The organism is Lapidilactobacillus mulanensis (assembly GCF_003946215.1).
Lineage (GTDB): Bacteria > Bacillota > Bacilli > Lactobacillales > Lactobacillaceae > Lapidilactobacillus > Lapidilactobacillus mulanensis.
This window is the reverse complement of the sequence record NZ_RHOW01000023.1, coordinates 1-17,987: the sequence shown is the minus strand read 5'-3', so window position 1 is coordinate 17,987 and position 17,987 is coordinate 1. Positions and strand designations below refer to the sequence as shown.

Annotated in this window: 13 protein-coding genes; 3 read left to right on the top strand and 10 right to left on the bottom strand. The window is 45.3% G+C overall.

Annotation, left to right across the window (positions count from 1 at the left end; all coding sequences use genetic code 11):
* Nucleotides 1–3 precede the first annotated feature (3 nt).
* The 6 genes from EKM67_RS06860 to EKM67_RS06835 form a co-directional block, all read right to left on the bottom strand.
* The gene (locus EKM67_RS06860; protein WP_125578293.1) at nucleotides 4–1,494 is read right to left on the bottom strand and encodes an SEC10/PgrA surface exclusion domain-containing protein; all 1,491 of its coding nucleotides are present in this window, start codon (nucleotides 1,492–1,494) and stop codon (nucleotides 4–6) included.
* 165 nt (nucleotides 1,495–1,659) lie between these two features.
* Nucleotides 1,660–2,037, bottom strand: a complete 378-nt coding sequence (locus EKM67_RS06855; RefSeq protein WP_125578292.1) for a MerR family transcriptional regulator — start codon at nucleotides 2,035–2,037, stop codon at nucleotides 1,660–1,662.
* A gap of 159 nt (nucleotides 2,038–2,196) precedes the next feature.
* Entirely contained in the window at nucleotides 2,197–2,769 is a 573-nt protein-coding gene (locus EKM67_RS06850) for a histidine phosphatase family protein (protein WP_125578291.1), read from the bottom strand.
* A gap of 954 nt (nucleotides 2,770–3,723) precedes the next feature.
* Nucleotides 3,724–8,025 carry a 2-hydroxyacyl-CoA dehydratase gene (locus EKM67_RS06845; protein WP_125578290.1) on the bottom strand — a complete coding sequence of 1,434 codons (4,302 nt, stop codon included), beginning with the start codon at nucleotides 8,023–8,025 and terminating at the stop codon, nucleotides 3,724–3,726.
* A gap of 12 nt (nucleotides 8,026–8,037) precedes the next feature.
* Nucleotides 8,038–8,682: a TetR/AcrR family transcriptional regulator gene (locus tag EKM67_RS06840; RefSeq protein ID WP_164506600.1), complete on the bottom strand. Its 645-nt coding sequence runs from the start codon at nucleotides 8,680–8,682 to the stop codon at nucleotides 8,038–8,040.
* 314 nt (nucleotides 8,683–8,996) lie between these two features.
* On the bottom strand, nucleotides 8,997–9,446 hold the full coding sequence (locus EKM67_RS06835; RefSeq protein ID WP_125578288.1) for a hypothetical protein: 450 nt from the start codon (nucleotides 9,444–9,446) through the stop codon (nucleotides 8,997–8,999).
* A 157-nt stretch (nucleotides 9,447–9,603) separates the two neighbouring features.
* Between EKM67_RS06835 and EKM67_RS06830 the strand changes: the two genes are divergently transcribed.
* A complete protein-coding gene (locus EKM67_RS06830; protein ID WP_125578287.1) occupies nucleotides 9,604–10,395 on the top strand; it encodes a hypothetical protein in 792 nt (263 codons plus the stop codon).
* A 310-nt stretch (nucleotides 10,396–10,705) separates the two neighbouring features.
* Here EKM67_RS06830 and EKM67_RS06825 read toward each other — a convergent pair whose 3' ends face one another.
* The 4 genes from EKM67_RS06825 to EKM67_RS06810 all read right to left on the bottom strand — a co-directional run bounded on the left by EKM67_RS06825 (nucleotide 10,706) and on the right by EKM67_RS06810 (nucleotide 13,602).
* On the bottom strand, nucleotides 10,706–11,671 hold the full coding sequence (locus tag EKM67_RS06825) for a LacI family DNA-binding transcriptional regulator (RefSeq protein ID WP_125578286.1): 966 nt from the start codon (nucleotides 11,669–11,671) through the stop codon (nucleotides 10,706–10,708).
* 33 nt (nucleotides 11,672–11,704) lie between these two features.
* Nucleotides 11,705–12,466: an NUDIX domain-containing protein gene (locus EKM67_RS06820; protein WP_125578285.1), complete on the bottom strand. Its 762-nt coding sequence runs from the start codon at nucleotides 12,464–12,466 to the stop codon at nucleotides 11,705–11,707.
* A 131-nt stretch (nucleotides 12,467–12,597) separates the two neighbouring features.
* Nucleotides 12,598–13,137, bottom strand: a complete 540-nt coding sequence (locus EKM67_RS06815) for a DUF1697 domain-containing protein (protein WP_125578284.1) — start codon at nucleotides 13,135–13,137, stop codon at nucleotides 12,598–12,600.
* A gap of 12 nt (nucleotides 13,138–13,149) precedes the next feature.
* Complete coding sequence (locus EKM67_RS06810; RefSeq protein WP_164506599.1) at nucleotides 13,150–13,602, bottom strand: MarR family transcriptional regulator; 453 nt, start codon at nucleotides 13,600–13,602, stop codon at nucleotides 13,150–13,152.
* Between the two features lie 203 nt (nucleotides 13,603–13,805).
* Here EKM67_RS06810 and EKM67_RS06805 point away from each other — a divergent pair, with 203 nt between their 5' ends.
* Together EKM67_RS06805 and EKM67_RS06800 are read left to right on the top strand one after the other, a co-directional pair.
* The gene (locus tag EKM67_RS06805) at nucleotides 13,806–16,133 is read left to right on the top strand and encodes an ABC transporter ATP-binding protein/permease (protein WP_125578282.1); all 2,328 of its coding nucleotides are present in this window, start codon (nucleotides 13,806–13,808) and stop codon (nucleotides 16,131–16,133) included.
* A 990-nt stretch (nucleotides 16,134–17,123) separates the two neighbouring features.
* Entirely contained in the window at nucleotides 17,124–17,885 is a 762-nt protein-coding gene (locus tag EKM67_RS06800) for a class I SAM-dependent methyltransferase (RefSeq protein WP_125578281.1), read from the top strand.
* The last annotated feature ends 102 nt before the right edge of the window (nucleotides 17,886–17,987 follow it).

The window sequence follows — 17,987 nt, the reverse complement described above, 5'->3', positions numbered from 1 at the left end:
GTTTTAATTCTCCCGGCGCTTAAATCCAAACAGGGCGGCCATTGAAACTAGGATCGTACCCAACAATGACGTCCATAATGGCTGACTTGAGCCCTCATCTGTTTGTGGCAGTGTGCTTGCGGTCTGACTCGCTGAATCGTGATGAGCTGCTGAATGAACACGCAATTTTTGTACGGTAACTTTTTCCGTTTGGCTCTTCTGATCGGTGGTTGTATTTAGGCTAACTGGTGTGGAGATGTCCTTTTTCAAACTGACCGATTGCGTGGGTTGACCCACTGTTACTGCTGGATTCGGTTGCGGATCGCTCGCTAAAATTTGCGCAGTCGTTGGTATCGTCACTGATTGCGTGCTGAACCGATCGGCGACTTCAATCTTATTCGTCGGAACTAGTAAGATGTGGATCTGCCCCATGGCATCGACCGCCACGCCAACATACTCGGCCGCGGAACTCGTGCTACTACCATAGCCGATCAGAGAAAGCGTGTGCCCAAAATTCAAATCTCCATCCGCAAATAGCATATCCAGAATTGTTTCATAAATTCCCTGCTTTAACGTAGACAGATTTGAAAAATCAACATAGCCCGCAGAAATGTTCTCGTAATAATTACTGCCTGTTTTCAAGCCATATTCTGCAGCCGCTGCCGAAATCGCCGCCACATCATGATCGCCGTGCTGGCGGATCTGCCACTGATCTTGTTCATAAGCAGCTGACACCGCTTGAGCGAAATCAACAGCTCCCCGAGAAACCGTTAGTGGTGCTGCATCCAATTGTGCGCGGACTTGGTTCAACAAATTAGCCGTATAGTCCGATAAGATCAGATTAATTTCCGGTGTGATTTGCGTGGCACTGGTAATTTTAACGGACTCATCATCTGTGGCTGCATGATAAACGTTGGTCGGATCTTGAAGTCCGGCTGCGGTCACCGTTGCAATATGATCGTGCTCTGCCGCTAATTGATCGGCAGAATCAACATCCGCAAATAGCGTCGAGTCAAAACCAGCGGGCAAGGTGATCGTGCTATCCGTATCTTGTTGCGCTGTCGTCGTTGCTTGTGACGTTGGCGTCTCAGCTGAACTTGGCGCTGTCACCACCTCAGAGTCTGAAGTTGTCGAACTCGTTTCAGCGGGTTCATCCGTCGTAGTCGATGTTTGTGTATCTTGATCAGCGGTGGTTGGCTCGGTCGCTGGTACGCCATTTTCAGCAGTCGTTGCTGCAGAACTGTGGTCAGTTTCCCCCGGCTCACTAACTTCGGTAGCTGACTCAGAACCAGTCGCTAGCTCCCCAGTCGTTGAGTTGTTGCTATCTTGACTAGCTGTTGCATTTTCGTCAGTCGCAACCGGCGTGCTAACCGCTGACTGTGTGACTGTCGTCGCCACCACATCTGTACTGGCCGCAACCGATTGACCGTTACCGATCAACAGGCCGCCCATTGCCGCCAAGGTACCGATCGCCAGCGTGTCGATTATTTTGTGTTGCTGATTAAGTCGTGCCATTAATTCTCCTCCGAAAAAAGTGCCAAACGAAACAAATAAGTTGGTCTATTATAACATCCATTATGCGATACAACTAGCAACTAAATGAAATCTTAGTCACTCCAGAACAAACAAAAACCCGACCGCCAAAATCAGCGTCAGGTTTATGCAAAGATTTTAAGACGATCATACGCTTAATTTACCATGATAGTTTTCGACATGAGTTTCATAATGGGCAACTTTATTCTGAATTTTATCATACGTCTCCTGAATTTCGGCTAACCGTTTCGCGATGGTGTCCATTTGCTCACGCAACAAATCTTTGCGTGCTTGCAAAGTCGTATTCCCCTGCTTGAATAACTCAATATATTCGATCAAATACTCAACACTGACACCAGCATCACGCATACATTTCGCAAAGCTGACCCAATCAAGATCTTCCTCATCATAATCCCGATAACCTGCGGCATCCCGTCGTACCGGCGGAATCGCGCCTTCACGCTCCCAATATCTGAGTGTATCCGCAGAAATCTGATATTTCGTCGCAACTTCTTTTGTTTTCATCGATAGCACCTGCCTCGGTATACTTGACCCACATTCATGTTTATCGTCATCAAATAATCGGTCATAAACATCTCAACACATTATAAACCTTTGAGTCGAGTCAAAGGCAACCCTACTGGCAAAAAAGATTGATCGTTCTAATTTCGACTGAGACATTAATTAATCGGCCTGGCGAATAATATCGATCAAGTTAAACCCGTCATCCGTAAACTCAAGCTTGAAAATAATACAATTGGTAAATCCGATCTCCCATTCAGCCAACGGATCCATCAAATTACGCAGAAAATTGAAGATCGCATCCCCGTGAGAAACTGCGAGGACTGTCTGATCAGTTGGTTCACGCATAATTTTTGTCAGTGTTGTTAACATCCGCCGGCTCACTTCATCCGTTGATTCGCCACCATACGGGACAAAAAATGTGTGATAATCCAGTGGCGATGCAGGTAACAGTGCCTTGCTCTCAGCCTCATAGACCCCGAAATACATTTCCTTCAACCCTTTAACTCGTGTGTAAGCCATTCGACCGCTCAAAATCAGTTCTGTCGTATCGCAGCAGCGTTCGAGTGGTGAGCTATAAACATGATCCAGCTGAATGTCATCGAAAAATTTCGCAGCTTTTTCAGCTTGCTTGATTCCATTGGCGGTTAATGGTGAATCGCACTGTCCTTGGATCTTGCCTAGTTGATTGAATAATGTTTCGCCGTGGCGCATGAGATATAAAGTCTTGTGCAAAGTTGCAACCTCCAATCATTTCTAATTAATTATACCGCTTAATGTTATAAAAGGCCGATCTACCTGCGGTCGAAAGTGCTGGGGCAGGCAGGTCTGTGGCTGTGGGACCGCTCTCCACTTTTCCAAGGACGGGAAAAGTTCCGAGCTTCGATTTGAGCTTTTGCACAGATCGCAAAGTCTCGAATCGATCCACCATGTAAGGCGGGCAAAAAACGGCCCGCCAACATGGTTAGCACTGCCACGACTGCCTGCCCAGCACTTTCGACCTAAACTTATTTGATTTGGCGTAAGATTTGAATAGATGGGTTCCTGAAAGTTTGATTATCAAGGTAGCCTTTACTCTGAATAACAAAATAAAAATTGTGATGAATTTCAAATCTGAGCAAAATAAGACACGACAAATTTTAAAATAGGTGCAGATCGGTTGAAAAAGCCGATATCATCGTGTTTTAGGCGAAAGATTGCGCCTATTTTTAAATTTGTCGTGTGTCTAGTTTACCAATTTTCGTTTTGCGAGTTTAAAAAGATTGTTTGAATTAGAAATGTAAATTAAACATTCAACACTAACTATTTTCAGCTCGTCCGAATAGACTAGGCGAAATTTGTGGTGGGAACTGGGACTGCAGTGATATTTCTGTTAACGAGCGGTCTTTGCGAGTTTACAGAAAGGGGAAATATGAGATCTTCCCGATTTTGGAAGAGCTCACATTTCAGGCGGAAAACTTTTGGCGCATTTCCAAAAGCTTGGAGCCGTCCCCACAGCAGTTTCCCAGTTCCCACCACAAATTTCGCCGGAACCGCAAAAAATACGACCAATCGAAGATTGAGCTTTTTCGAAACGTCCATAAAATTTATAACTGTCCCACAGCAACCTCCCAGTTCCCACCACAAATTTCGCCGGAACCACACAAAAAAGTCAGCCACTATTTAATCCACAGTGACTGACTCAATTTTCTATTTCACCTGCGCAACAATTTTATCCTGCGTTGCCACTTCTGTCTTGGCCGCCAAATTCTTATTAGCCGTCGCCAACATCAATCGAATTCGATTCAGCTGATTCACAACAGAAGCACCTGGATCATAATCGATCGGCGCAATGTTAGCGCCAGGGAACTGACGCCGCAACTCCTTAACCATCCCCTTGCCCACAATGTGGTTAGGTAAACAGCCAAACGGTTGCATACAGATAATATTAGGCACATCATTCTTCAGCAACTCGATCATCTCACCGGTCAAGAACCAACCTTCACCCGTTTGATTACCCAATGACAGCACCTTGCTTGCATCATTAGCCAAAGATTCAATGGCGGAAATTCCGGTGAAACGATTAGAACTCGTCAACGCATTTTGCATTGGCTTTTCACACCACTTGATCAGATTCATGCCGAATTCGGCGATCCATTTGGCTTTGATCGACGCGCCAAATTCATCATGTTTATAAATCTGATTAAAGAACGAATAATTCATGAAACCAACGATGTCAGGCACAACCGCTTCGGCACCTTCTGATTCTAGCAAGTGAACCACATCATTATTGGCGATCGGTGAATACTTGACTAGAATTTCGCCGACAACGCCGACTTTTGGTTTGACCACATCACGCAATGGCACCGTGTCGAAATCTTTGACAATTTGTTGGACGTTACGTTTGAATTCACGGAAATTGCCATTGACCACATTCGGCCGTACCAGCTTTAGCCACTGTTCGTGCATGGCATCGATCTGACCTTTTTCCATTTCATAAGGGCGAGTTCGATAAACGACCCGTTCGAATAAATCGCCGTAGAGAAAACCGATGGCCACTCGTTTGAGCAGTGGCAAGGTGAATTTAAAGCCAGGCGTTTCTTCGACACCTTGATTGCCTAATGAGAGTGACACAACTGGGATCTGTTCGAGATCTGCATCTTTTAAGGCCTTGCGAATCAACGGAATATAGTTCGTTGCACGGCAGCCACCACCAGTCTGCGTCATCATGACCGCGGTCTTTTTCAGATCATACTTGCCACTTTGCAGCGCTTCTAGCATTTGGCCAATTGAGATAATTGCTGGGTAGCAGGCATCGTTGTTAACGTACCGCTGACCCACGTCAATGGCGTTGTGATCATCCATCGGTAAGTTGACCACGTTGTAACCAGAAGCCTGTAGAGCGACGTCTACGAGCCCGTGCTGATGAATTGGTGACATCATCGGCAGTAAGAGTGTGTACCCTTCGGCCTTCATATCTTCCGTAAATGAAACTGGCATTGGATCTTCGTGTAGTTTTTCTGGGACGATTTCACGCTTAGCTCGTTCGAAAACGGCGGCTTTCAGCGAACGCAAGCGAATTCGCACAGCACCCATGTTTGTGCCTTCGTCGATTTTCAACGAGGTATACAAACGATTATACTGGCTCATGATTTCTTCAACTTGGTCGGTGTCGATCGCGTCTAATCCACAACCGAACGAATTCAATTGGACGAATTCGAGTTCAGGTGTCTTCGCAGCCACACGCGCTGCCGCGTATAGCCGAGAATGATAAACCCACTGGTTGACGACGCGCAAGCCACGAACGTCGCCCAAATGTGCGATCGAATCTTCGGTCAGCACGTGGAATCCTTCGGCCGTCATCAGTTGAGAAATCCCGTGATTCACTTCTGGATCTAAGTGATAAGGACGACCGGCTAAAACGATCCCGTGTTCACCTTTTTCACGCAATAATTTCAGCGTATCTTCACCACGATTACGGATCGTGCGTTTGAAGTTTTCTAGCTCTTTGTAGCCAGCCTCTAATGCCAGAACCACTTCGGCTTTGGAAACGCCAAAATCCTTGAACGTCTGGTATAAATTCTCGGCAGTTGACTTATGATCTGCCAAATTCAAGTAAGGATTACGATAATCAACTTCACCTGCGCGGATTTCATCCACATTGTTGCGGATCACGTCAGGATAAGATTGAACGATCGGACAATTGAAATGATTTTGCGCATTTTTATTTTCGACAACTTCATACACGACCGCTGGGTAGAAAATAGTCTTCATCCCTTCATCGATCAGCGCTTGAATATGCCCATGAACTTGCTTGGCCGGATAACAAACCGTATCTGAAGGGATGGTTTCCATCCCTTTTTCATATTGCTTCTGGCTACCTTTGGGCGATAACTCGGCCCGAATGCCTAATTTCGTGAAGAATGTTTGCCAGAGCGGATAATTTTCATACATATTCAGAACTCGGGGCATGCCGATCACACCGCGAGGCGCCATCTTTTTGCGCAATGGGCGATAACTGAATAGTAACTTGTATTTCTCTTGAACCAGATTGATGCGGCCATTTTCTTTCGGTAGGTGCTGACGCAAACCACGCGCCTCACCCTTTTCACAACGATTCCCGGTGACAAAACGACGCCCGTCATTGAAAATTGTGATCGTCAGTGGGCAATTATTTTCGCAGCCACCACAATGCATGTACTCTTTAGTAAAGGTCAGATCATCCATCTGCGAGACCTTAAGCATCGTTGTAACGTCGCCTTCGTTATAGTTGGCTTGGGCGATCAATGCAGCACCATAAGCGCCCATTAAGCCGGCGATATTGGGGCGGACAACTTCACAACCGGCAATTTTTTCAAAAGCACGGAGGACTGCTTCGTTATAAAAAGTCCCACCCTGACAAACGATGTGCTTGCCCATATCTTCTGGACGACGCATCTTGATGACTTTGAACAAGGCATTCTTGATGATCGAAACCGACAAACCGGCGGCAATATCGCCGATCGTGGCGCCTTCTTTTTGAACTTGTTTTACTTTCGAGTTCATAAACACTGTACAACGTGAACCTAGATCAGATGGATTCTTCGCCAGCAATGCTGCTTGAGCAAAATCTTTAATGTCATAATTCAGTGAAGTGGCAAACGTCTCGAGAAACGATCCACAGCCTGATGAACAAGCTTCATTTAATTTAATTGTGGAGAGTGCATCGTTCTTGATCGTCATGGCCTTCATATCTTGGCCACCAATATCGAGAATGAAATCCACATTAGGTTGGAAATAGTGCGCAGCCTGATAATGAGCGACAGTTTCAACTTCGCCGATATCGACTCGCAACGCATTCTTGATCAGATGCTCGCCATAACCCGTGACGGCCGCTTTACCGATCGTCACGCCCGCGGGAATTTTACGCGTCATATCGCGCATGATTTGCTTAGTTTTTTCGAGTGGATCGCCGTCGTTGCTATCGTAGTACGTATAAAGCAACTTGTGATCATCGCTGACCAACGCCACTTTCGTCGTCGTCGAGCCCGCATCGATGCCTAAATAAGCAACGCCTTGATAACTAGCTAAGTCGCGTGTTTCCACTTGCGCTTGCGCATGGCGCTTGCGGAATTCCTGTAATTCATCATCATCTTTAAAAAGTGGTTCCAGTGAATGAGCCGGTTGCATGACCGAATCGTCACCATTGAGCAAGCGATCCACGATCGTCTCTAAATCTAGCGCAGGTTGTTCAACCGCATAGAGCGCAGCCCCTTTAGCCACGAATAGTTGGGGATCCGGAGGAAAAATAACTTCATCGGGGGTTAAATGTAGCGTCTCAATGAAACGTTCGCGCAATTGGTCCATGAAATAAAGTGGACCACCTAAAAAGGCAACGTTACCTTTGATTTTATGACCGGCTGCTAAGCCAGAAATCGTTTGATTAACGACCGCTTGAAAAATACTAGCCGAAATATCACTCTTGGAAACTCCATCATTGATCAGTGGTTGCACATCGGTTTTGGCAAAAACGCCACAGCGACTGGCAATTGGGTGAAGCGTCTTAGCATCTTTCGCAAATTCGTTGAGGCCATCTGCATCCGTCTTCAGCAAAGTTGCCATCTGATCGATAAAGGCACCCGTACCACCGGCACAACTGCCGTTCATCCGTTGTTCCAAAGATGCACCAAAAAACGTGATTTTAGCATCCTCGCCGCCTAATTCAATACTGACATCCGTTTCGGGGATCAAAACTTCGACGGTTTTCGTACAGGCAATGACTTCTTGGACGAATTTCAGTTGCAACAAATGCGCTAAACCCATCCCGCCAGAACCGGTAATGGTAAACGCGATCGGCATCTTTGCGCCAATCTCGTCGATTGCTTCTTGAATAATCTTCTTACTCGCTGTTTTCACATCGGAAAAATGACGCTCATACCGCGAAAACTTCGTCTGATAGTCGGCATCCATGATCACTAACTTGACCGTGGTTGAACCCACATCGATCCCACCAAATAACATTTCTGTTTGCATCTTCATCACTCCCTATGCGTGCAAGCCACGCAATAAAAATTCAACGACTTCTTGTGTCTGCGCCTCAATATCCAGCGGCTCGTCACTCATTAACACGTTGGGCAACAGATAGCCTAAAAGCACGCTGGTAATGTAGCGACTGATCCGCATGGGCGCCCATTTGACCAGCTCGCCCTTGTCTTGATAAGCCATCAATAATTCACTGAGCCTAGAATTGATCAACGTATTCAGCCGTTGCGTCAACATTTGCAATAATTCGGGATTGCGGCCCATTTCTTGGACGAAAATTTTGAACTCGCCGCGATTTTTCATGACGAAACTCATCCGATCATGGGTAATGAAGGTGATGAAATCGACGAAGTGTGGCAAGTTTTCCATTTGTAGCTGCTCGAGAAATTCATCGGCGGCCAACGGTAAAACTTGGTCGATAAACGGCGTTAAAATCGCGCGCAATAGCTGTTCTTTGGTCTTAAACCGAGAAAAAACGGTGCCTTCAGAAACACCGGCTAGCTGAGCAATATCAGTCGTACTCGCACGATCGTAGCCAACTTTGGCGAACAAAGTTAAACTCGCCTGCAACACCTTGAGCTGCCTGTCTGATAAATTATTCTGCGCCCGCGTCTTCGTGAAAAGCGTGGTGAGATCTGTTTCAGTCATGATCATCCTCATTTCTGCTTGCTCTTACTTTTTATAAGCGTTTACATTCTAATGTTAAAAAATAACGGTCAAGTTTCGGCCATCCTAATAATTGAGTGAGTACTCAATAAATATAGTATAACTAAATTGGATGAAAGTGCAAGAAATAACAGACTTATTTTACTGGATTTTTTTCGTCAACATTCACTTCAACGATGCCTATCATAATTAAGTGATTAAGGCTAATGAAAAAATAAAGAGGCAGCTTTACTGCACACCTTCAATCACATCTCACAGAAATTAGTTACTCAGTCAGAGGGGATAAATCTTTAAACTCATTCAATACTGTCTAAGTGAAATTTCATTATTTTGATCTGAGCCTTACCGCCATCAAGATATTTACTTTCTAATCGAATCATTATTGTATATTGAACTTTAACTTGTATGGGTTTCGTTGTCTTTACGGTGTAAATAAACTGATATTGATGTTTCTCTTTACTCTTTTCGATATAGAGGCTGTAATCTTTTATATTTTTCCAATCGGCTGGATCATTATCTTCTTCTCTCGTCGCTAATTTAACTGCCCGACGAGCAAGTTTATAAAATGATTTTTCTTGCGCATCAGTCAATCTGTTAACTTTAGAAGACAAAATCACGTTAGTCGTTTTAGATTCAAAATATGGCGCCTCATCCTCACTACGATTCATGATTATCCCATATATTACGGAAAAGCTCACGATAGCCACAACAATACCCAACCCTATTATAACTTTGTGTTTCTTCATCTCTGTTACCTCCAACAAATAATATTGATGTAGTGATCACTGCATCTAATATGGGTTGTGTTTTTTTTGCGGATTTTTAGTATCTACATTTCAAACAAGGTGTGAGATAATGAGTTAAATAAATCTTTCTTTACGACAAGAGCAGAGGTAAATACCAATGAAGAATAGTAATGTCTTCACGCTTCCACCAATAATTGAGCAAGCAATCAAATTACCGGGCGTTAGAGTTGACCGAGAAGCATTTCTGCGAAAGAGCTTTAGTAAAAGCACATCAGATCAACTAGAGAAGATTATTCACTTCGGTCCTCAAGCTGTTTACCCGATTGAAACATTGATTAAGGCGGCAAAACGCGTTGTTTTACGTGATGCTGAAAAAAGTACATTCTTTTCTTTTGCAGCTGGACTTCCTTCAAATCTAGTAACGCTAGTCCCTGCAGGTGCTGCAGACATCGCTCAATATTTTGCCTTTTCAATTCGAATGGCGCAAGAAATTGCCTACATTTTTGGACAACCTAGTATTTACAATGACGACGGTAATCTGCTTGAAGATGGCAAAAGAGATCTCTTAATTTATCTTGGCATCATGCTAGGTGTCGCAGCCGCCAATTCCAGCCTAATGTTCATTGCAAAAGGTCTTAGCAACACCGCAAGCCGTAAATTTTTGCAAACAGCCGTCACAAGAACAGTCTGGTATCCAATTATGAAGAAAGTTGGTACTGCAATTGGAATTCAGGTAACTAAAAAAACAACTTCGAGCTTTATTACCAAGACTGTCCCAATAGTTGGTGGCGTTGCTTCAGGGGCATTAACGTTTGTCACGTTCAAACCGATGGGAAATAAGCTAGTCAAATCATTTGCGACGACTTTATCGGCCACCGATGAGCAGATAGAAGCTGTAAAACAACACAGTTTTATAAACGATGGAAATGGCAATACTACTATTTCTTAGCCAACATTTGAACAACTAATCAATACTTATTAGTGTCACCACGAATATGGTGGCTTTTTTTGCACAAAAAAAATCAGCCAGTGGCTAATCTGGCTGATTCGGTGATCGTCATCGATGGCTGAACCGATTCGATCTATTCATACAAACATGGGTTAGCAGAAAATTCATCGGTTGCTCGGATAAAATACCGGCTGACCACTAAAACTCTCTCCTACACAGACAAGAATACAATGTGGGAATGTTCCCATGTCAACGTTATTTAATTCATTTTTCGTTTAAAGCCTCAATGTTGTGCAAATTGCCGAAAATTTTAGCAAGTTTGCCGAATGATCATTTGTGGTTTGATCGTTTCATACGGTAATTTGGTGTGATTAATTTGATTATATAAATAATAAAACGAGTTGGCCGCCTGTAAATCAATGCGTGGATCAAAGGTGGTCACTTCAAAAAGTTGACCGAAAATATCGTTCTCGAAGCCAATGACCTTGCAATCTTCGGGCACGCGATAATTGGCCGCACGCAACGCCTTAATAAAATCGGCCGCAACATAATCCGAGTAAATAATAACCGCATCCGGCCGATCAGTCGCCTGCAGCCACTGCTGAGCCGCCATTTCACCCGCGCCACTAGAAGTCCAGAAAAATTGACGCCAGTCCTGCTCGATGGTCGGATTTTCAACTTGAAAATTCTCGATGGCAGTCACCCGCGCAATGGTATTGCTATTATAGCGATCATTGAAAACGTGGCCGATTTTGTGTATGCCTAAATCCTTTAAGTAATTCATAGCGGTCAAATAAATCGGATAATGATCCACATAAGACGAATAAATCTTATCCGAATCCAATCGACGCCAAGTTGCGATTGGCCCGAAACGCGTGTAGGGTGTGATTTTATCCCAATCATTGACCTTCGACAACATGAACGCGGCGTCGATCTGATGCGTGACCAGCAGATTCAGCGCGTTAAGCTCATCTTCTTCGGTGTCCACCAAATAAATACTCGTTTGATAATGAAATTTCTTGGCGATGATCGCAAAGTTGTTAATGAAATCGCCGACGTTAGGATAATAAGTATTGACTAAAAAACCGATCGTCTTCGTGCGCTGATACTTCAAGTCACGCGCAATTTGATTCGGCACATAATTCAACTCGTGAATCGCCGCCAACACGCGCGCCTTCGTGCTGTCCTTAACGTAGCCACTGCCACTGATCACGCGCGAAACCGTCGACTTCGAAGTTTGCGCTAATCTCGCAATGTCAAAAATTGTCGCTGCCATAGAATCCACCTCTCCGCTAAATACCGTGCTTTTTTACCGCAATTGATAGAGCATTGCTGGGCGTCCGCGGGTTTTCTTGCTGGAGGTGCCGACTTCTTCGAATAAAAATTTGTGAGTCTTACGGAAATTGGAATTGTCGATTTCGTGAACATTGGTGATCAGAAATGGCGCGTAAACGAGCCGTGCTTCCCGCAATGTAAATGAATCGCCGAGAATCAAGAGCACGTTGGGCAAGTAGTCCAGTTTATTCTTGATGCGCACACAGGCGGTCTTCAAGATCCACTCGTGATCGAACGCCAGCTGCTCAGTCGCATAGTGATTCTTGAATTCAGCGTAGTAATCGGTGGCCTTGGCCGCAGCTGCCGCATGAAAAAGTAAATCGGCTTGACTGAAGCGATAGCCATCATACTGACTGCCATTACTCAACGCGAACCAGCGCGCATCGGCTGCACCATAACCCGCACGCAAAACCGGCCGTTCTGGCAAAAAAGTCATATAAGCCAACGAAATCGTGCGTTCTTCATCCGCGAGCGAACGTTGAGGCGCGGTAAACGTTGCCAGTTGTTCGGTATGAAATGAGGATAACTTGAGCCCAATTTTTTCTTTAACCAACCGTAAGGCCGCCGCATCTGCACTTTCGTTGACGCGCATAAAAGTTTCCGGCAACGCCCAATAATCTTGATAAGGCGCATCCGAACGTTTGACGAGCAACACGTTGACTTGAGAATTGTCGCGATCAAAACTCCAAATCACATTCGTAATCATAATTTGCAACTGCTCGATCATTTCCGCCATCAACAGACCTCCACTAGAATTGTACTACCGTTATTATAGCATGAGAGTGCGCAACAACACGGTTTGAAATTATTGGCTAAGTTGTTGGTGCTTAGACATTAATTTCAGTTGCTTGGAGCACGTTTTTCTCGCTATTCCCTAAATTTCTGGACGATCTTCGTTAAGGTGTTGGCATTGCGGATCGTGATTTGTTTGTAGTATGGATTCTGCAGGAGTTTGGCGTATTCGCTCCGATAATAATGGGCGCGCTGTTCAAAAGCCGACGACCAGAAGACCACATTGTCGTGAATGACAATTTTTTCATTGACGGGGTCTACTCGCGCCATCTGAACATGTTCGAGAAATTCGGTCGCCTGCAACTCGCCGATCATGAAAATTAGATTGTGTCGCCAGGCCGCATCGGTTTGCCACCAAGTCGGTGCGTTCGCGGCGGCTTCGGTGATTTGTGCCATCGTCAAAACGGCGACTTCTGGTTCGAGTGGACGACAAGCCGCCTGCACGAGCGCGCCGATTGATTCCGAATCGTGCTGGTCTAACAAAACGACCCCGGTTGCGCCGATGGTTTGCGCTTCTGGATGGCCTAGTGCGGTTAAATTGGCTCGTAGATCGGCCATTTTGATTCGATTATTTCCGCCGACGTTAATAGCACGCAATAATGCAACGACTTTCATCAAGTGAACCTCCTACGCTTTGAATTCGGGATGATTGGGCATGGTCTGTAAAAATTCTTCTGGACTCATCTGCACGATCCCAGCCTCTCCTAAAATGGCGATGCTGGCCGCCAAATGCTGATTTAAGTCTGCGCGCTGTTCGGAGGTGAGGCTGCTTAATCGATCAGCCAAACGCGCCTGCACGCGTTTCATTTGTGCTTCCGCAAATTCGTCTCCGACTTTTGTCCGATGTACATTGACGATCCGACGGTTATCCTGATTATGTTCTCGTTTCACGAGCCCTTTTTCTTCGACGGTTCGCATCGTGCGGCTCAATTGTGCGCTGGAAATATCTAAGACCTGCGCCAACTTCGACATCGTAATATTGGGATGGGTGTAAACGGCCATCACAATCATTAAATGTAGTGGAGTCAGGCCCAGTTCAGAAATATTAAGATTTTGCACGACGGCTTGCGTCAAGGTCACGAACATTTGTCCGAATAATTGCGTCCCTGCTTGCTTTTCTGCTGCGATAAAGATTAACCCCTTTTTTGTTATTGCCTCTTGATAATTTTAAAATTTTAACAGATATATTGTGTTAACAGTTGACAAATGTTAAGTATAGAGGATAATTAACGTTTGTCAACTATTTCCACGAATCACTAGAACATATTTAAGGGAGATTCAAAATGCTTGAACTAAAAAATATTAAAAAATATTATCACGTCGGTGGGACGACTACCAAGGCGCAAGACGATGTTTCTGTTACGTTCCGGCAAAAAGAATTCGTCGCCATCTTAGGCCCTAGCGGTTCTGGCAAAACCACCATGCTCAACATTATCGGCGGACTCGATCGTTATGATTCCGGCGACCTGCTGATCAAGGGTAGATCTACTAAAGACTTCAAAGATGCCGATTGGGATGCGTATCGTAATAATTCGGTCGGTTTCATTTTCCAATCTTACAATCTGATCGGGCATCTAGGCATCATCGAGAACGTTGAAATGGGCATGACTTTAAGTGGTGTTTCCAGCAGCGTTCGTCATCAAAAGGCCGAAGATGCCTTGATCCGAGTCGGCTTAAAAGAGCACATGCACAAGAAAATCAACCAACTTTCTGGTGGTCAAATGCAACGTGTCGCCATTGCCCGCGCGATCGCCAATGATCCGGAAATCCTGCTTGCCGACGAACCGACTGGCGCACTGGATTCTGGGACCAGCAACGAAATCATGAAGCTGATCCAAGATCTGAGTCGCGAACGCTTGGTCATTATGGTCACGCATAATCCGGAGCTCGCCAATCAATATGCCGATCGGATCATCGAATTCGCCGATGGCAAGATCCAGCATGACTCCCATCCGCATATCGAGGGTCAAAAAACGGACGCCTTCAATCTGAAGCGGACCAAAATGAGTTACTGGACCGCGCTAAAACTGTCTTTCACCAACATCAGTACCAAAAAAGGGCGGACCTTCCTGACCGTTTTTGCCTCCAGTATTGGGATCATCAGTATTGCCATTGTCTTGGCACTGTCTAATGGTTTCCAGAAGCAGATCGACAAGACCCAATCTGAGGCGATGGCATCGATGCCGATCACCATTTCGCAAGTCGGCTCCGATACCAGCGCCATGACCGGCACCCAGACGAAGAAATTCTCGAAGGCTAACACCGTCACCGCTGAAAAGAGCGATGCGGATAAGGCGCAACATATTAATAAACTAAATACTAAATATTTGGATTACATTGAAAAAACACCGAAGAAATACGCAAAAAATATTGCGGTCACTTACGGCACTGGCCTGAATTTGATTCGTGAAGTCGACGGCAAATACAAAACGGTTACTTTTTCTAACAGTAATCCCGACAGTAATACCATCGATGCCATGTCGATGATGTCGTCCGCAACGGGTGTGGGCGGTTCAGTCTATCCGATCGATCGCGACGGCAAGCAAAGTTTCCTGAAGACTTATTATAAAGTCGTCGCCGGCGCTTATCCGACGAAATCAACCGATATTGTCCTCGTCATCAATAAAGATAACAGCGTCAATATCAATTCGCTGAAAAATCTTGGCTTCACCGTCAAAGAGGGCGAGAAATTCAACTTCGACAAACTGGTCGGCACCACAACTAAGGTCGTTGCCAACGACGATTACTACACGAAACTGCCAACGGGTAATTTCTTACCTGGCAATGACTACGCTGCAATGGCCACTAAAGCCAACACGAAAACCCTGCGGATCGCCGCCATTGTGCGCGTTAAGTCTAAAAATAGCGACGGTTTGTTATCCAGTGGGATCGCTTATAGTTCTCAATTGACCAAAGAAATTCTGAATACCAATAAAGACTCCGCCATCGTCACCGCTCAAAAAGCGAGCACAACGAATGTGATGACCGGACAAACCATGGATGCTTCCACGAAAACAAGTTTGTTGACGGTCCTCGGCGGTTCTTCAACCCCTACTAATATCCAAATTTACCCCACTACCTTCAAAGATAAAGATCAAGTGCTTAGTTACCTCGATAAGTTTAACAAGGGCAAGAGCAGAGCTGACAAGGTCATCTACACCGACTTAGCCGGTACCGTCTCCGATATGACCGGCGGTTTGATGGACGCGATCACCTACGTCTTGATTGCCTTCGCGGCGATTTCCCTGGTAACCAGCATGATCATGATTTCGATCATCACTTATACTTCCGTGATCGAACGGACGAAAGAAATCGGTGTGCTCAAGGCTTTGGGTGCCCGTAAAAAAGATATTACTCGTGTATTTGATGCCGAAACGTTCATCCTCGGTTTCGGTGCCGGAATTTTCGGTGTGGTGGTTGCTTACCTAGCAACCTTCCCAATCAATACGCTGCTCGCAAACGTCACTGGTTTGAATGGTGTCGCGGTGCTGAATCCGGTTCATGCGATCGTGCTCGTCTTGGTCAGCACGATCCTGACTATTATCGGTGGCCACGTGCCCGCACGGATGGCAGCTCGTAAAGATGCTGCGATTGCGTTGAGAGCAGAATAATTTTTTAAAATTGAATCAGCTTCATTCTAGACAACTCGCATGGTGAAACATGCGGGTTGTCTTTTTTGCGCTTTATTTGGGTAGTTTTGGGAATGATTAAAAACTCAATCTTCGATTGGGGGGGGATTTTTTGCGGTTCCGGCTAAATTTGTGGTGGGAACTGGGAGACTGCTGTGGGGACGGCTCCAAGCTTTTGGAAATTCGCCAAAAGTTTTCCGCCTAAAATCGGAGCTCCTGAAAACCGCAGGATCTCCGATTTTCCCATTTTGTAAACTCGCAAAGATCGCTCGTTAACAAAATTGCCACTGCAAGTCCCAGTTCCCACCACAAATTTCGCCTATTCTATTCTAAAGAGCTCGATAATGTTTAGTGCTAGATTTTAAAAAGCGTTTCTGTTTAAACAACTTTCCCACTCGAAGTCTACAGCGTTTGTCAACATGCTAAATACATGGCATACCTAAATTTTTATTGTGTCCATTTCAATCAAATTCAAAGCTACCGTTCATTTATTTTGTTATTCCAAGTCAAGGCGACATTGAAAATTCATTTAGGCGAACCCTGTTATTCAGTCTCTAATCTAAACAAAATACGTTTAGGTCGAAAGTGCTGGGGTAGGCAGTCGTGGCAGTGACAACCATGTTGGCGAGGCGATTTTCCTCGCCTTACATGGTGGATCGATTCGAGATTTTGCCGGTTTTGCAAAAGCTCAAATCGAAGCTCGGAGCTTTTCCCAGAGTGTGGCGCAACATGGTTTGAAATCAACAGCTAAGACGTCAAGACACAAGAATTGGGCTTCATTCTTCGTGGCTTGATCTCTTAGATGCTGATTTCAATGTTGCAGAACACGTTTTGGAAAAGCGGAGAGCGGTCCCACAGCCACAGACCTGCCTACCCCAGCACTTTCGACCGAAGGTAGATATATATTTTCCCCCATTTACTTTTACCATTTTTATCAGTATATTTAACCTATCAATGATTAGGAGACAAATTATGACTGAAAATTATACAGACATCAACGCCAAAACCGTCGATGGATGGGTCGCCGACGGTTGGCAGTGGGGCGTTCCCCTCACCCACGAGGCTTTCCTCGCCGCCAAAAATGGCGATTGGGAAATGGTACTCACACCCACGAAACCAGTTCCCGAAAACTGGTTCTTACCCGACTTCCATGGTAAAAAAGTGTTCGGCTTGGCTGCCGGCGGTGGTCAGCAAATGCCCATTTTCACCGCATTGGGTGCTGATTGCACCGTACTCGATTATTCGCCTGCACAACTCGCCAGTGAAGAAAAAGTAGCCGCGCGAGAAAATTACGCGATCAATATTATTCGCGGCGACATGACTAAGCCACTGCCATTTGCGGATGAAAGTTTCGACTTCATTTTCCATCCCGTGGCCAATTGCTATGTCGAAGAGGTTAAGCCGATCTGGCGCGAATGTTATCGGATTTTAAAACCCGGTGGCCGCATGATTGCCGGTCTCGACAACGGCGTCAACTATATCGTGTCCGAAGATGAGCACCGGATCGTCAATTCACTGCCCTATAATCCGCTCAAGCAACCAGAACTCATGGCCGCTTTAGATGTGGCCGATAGCGGGATCCAATTTTCCCATACGCTTGATGAACAGATTCGCGGGCAGTTGCAAGCCGGCTTCTCACTGCTTGATCTGTACGAGGACACCAATGGCGAGGGTTATTTGCATGAATTAAATATCCCATCATTCTGGGCAACCAGCGTCGTTAAAAATAAATAAGTTTCTGCACTCAAAAAGCGCGACAACTCCAGCTGTGAAGTGCTTCATAATTGTTAGACAAACAGTCTAATGATTGTGAGGCACTTTTTGTATGGTCAAATA

Bases quoted from the DNA above. Each gene is read 5' to 3' on its own strand.
- EKM67_RS06860 (WP_125578293.1), bottom strand. From the start codon at position 1,494: ATGGCACGACTTAATCAGCAACACAAAATAATCGACACGCTGGCGATC.
- EKM67_RS06855 (WP_125578292.1), bottom strand. From the start codon at position 2,037: ATGAAAACAAAAGAAGTTGCGACGAAATATCAGATTTCTGCGGATACA.
- EKM67_RS06845 (WP_125578290.1), bottom strand. From the start codon at position 8,025: ATGCAAACAGAAATGTTATTTGGTGGGATCGATGTGGGTTCAACCACG.
- EKM67_RS06840 (WP_164506600.1), bottom strand. From the start codon at position 8,682: ATGACTGAAACAGATCTCACCACGCTTTTCACGAAGACGCGGGCGCAG.
- EKM67_RS06835 (WP_125578288.1), bottom strand. From the start codon at position 9,446: ATGAAGAAACACAAAGTTATAATAGGGTTGGGTATTGTTGTGGCTATC.
- EKM67_RS06830 (WP_125578287.1), top strand. From the start codon at position 9,604: ATGAAGAATAGTAATGTCTTCACGCTTCCACCAATAATTGAGCAAGCA.
- EKM67_RS06825 (WP_125578286.1), bottom strand. From the start codon at position 11,671: ATGGCAGCGACAATTTTTGACATTGCGAGATTAGCGCAAACTTCGAAG.
- EKM67_RS06820 (WP_125578285.1), bottom strand. From the start codon at position 12,466: ATGGCGGAAATGATCGAGCAGTTGCAAATTATGATTACGAATGTGATT.
- EKM67_RS06815 (WP_125578284.1), bottom strand. From the start codon at position 13,137: ATGAAAGTCGTTGCATTATTGCGTGCTATTAACGTCGGCGGAAATAAT.
- EKM67_RS06805 (WP_125578282.1), top strand. From the start codon at position 13,806: ATGCTTGAACTAAAAAATATTAAAAAATATTATCACGTCGGTGGGACG.
- EKM67_RS06800 (WP_125578281.1), top strand. From the start codon at position 17,124: ATGACTGAAAATTATACAGACATCAACGCCAAAACCGTCGATGGATGG.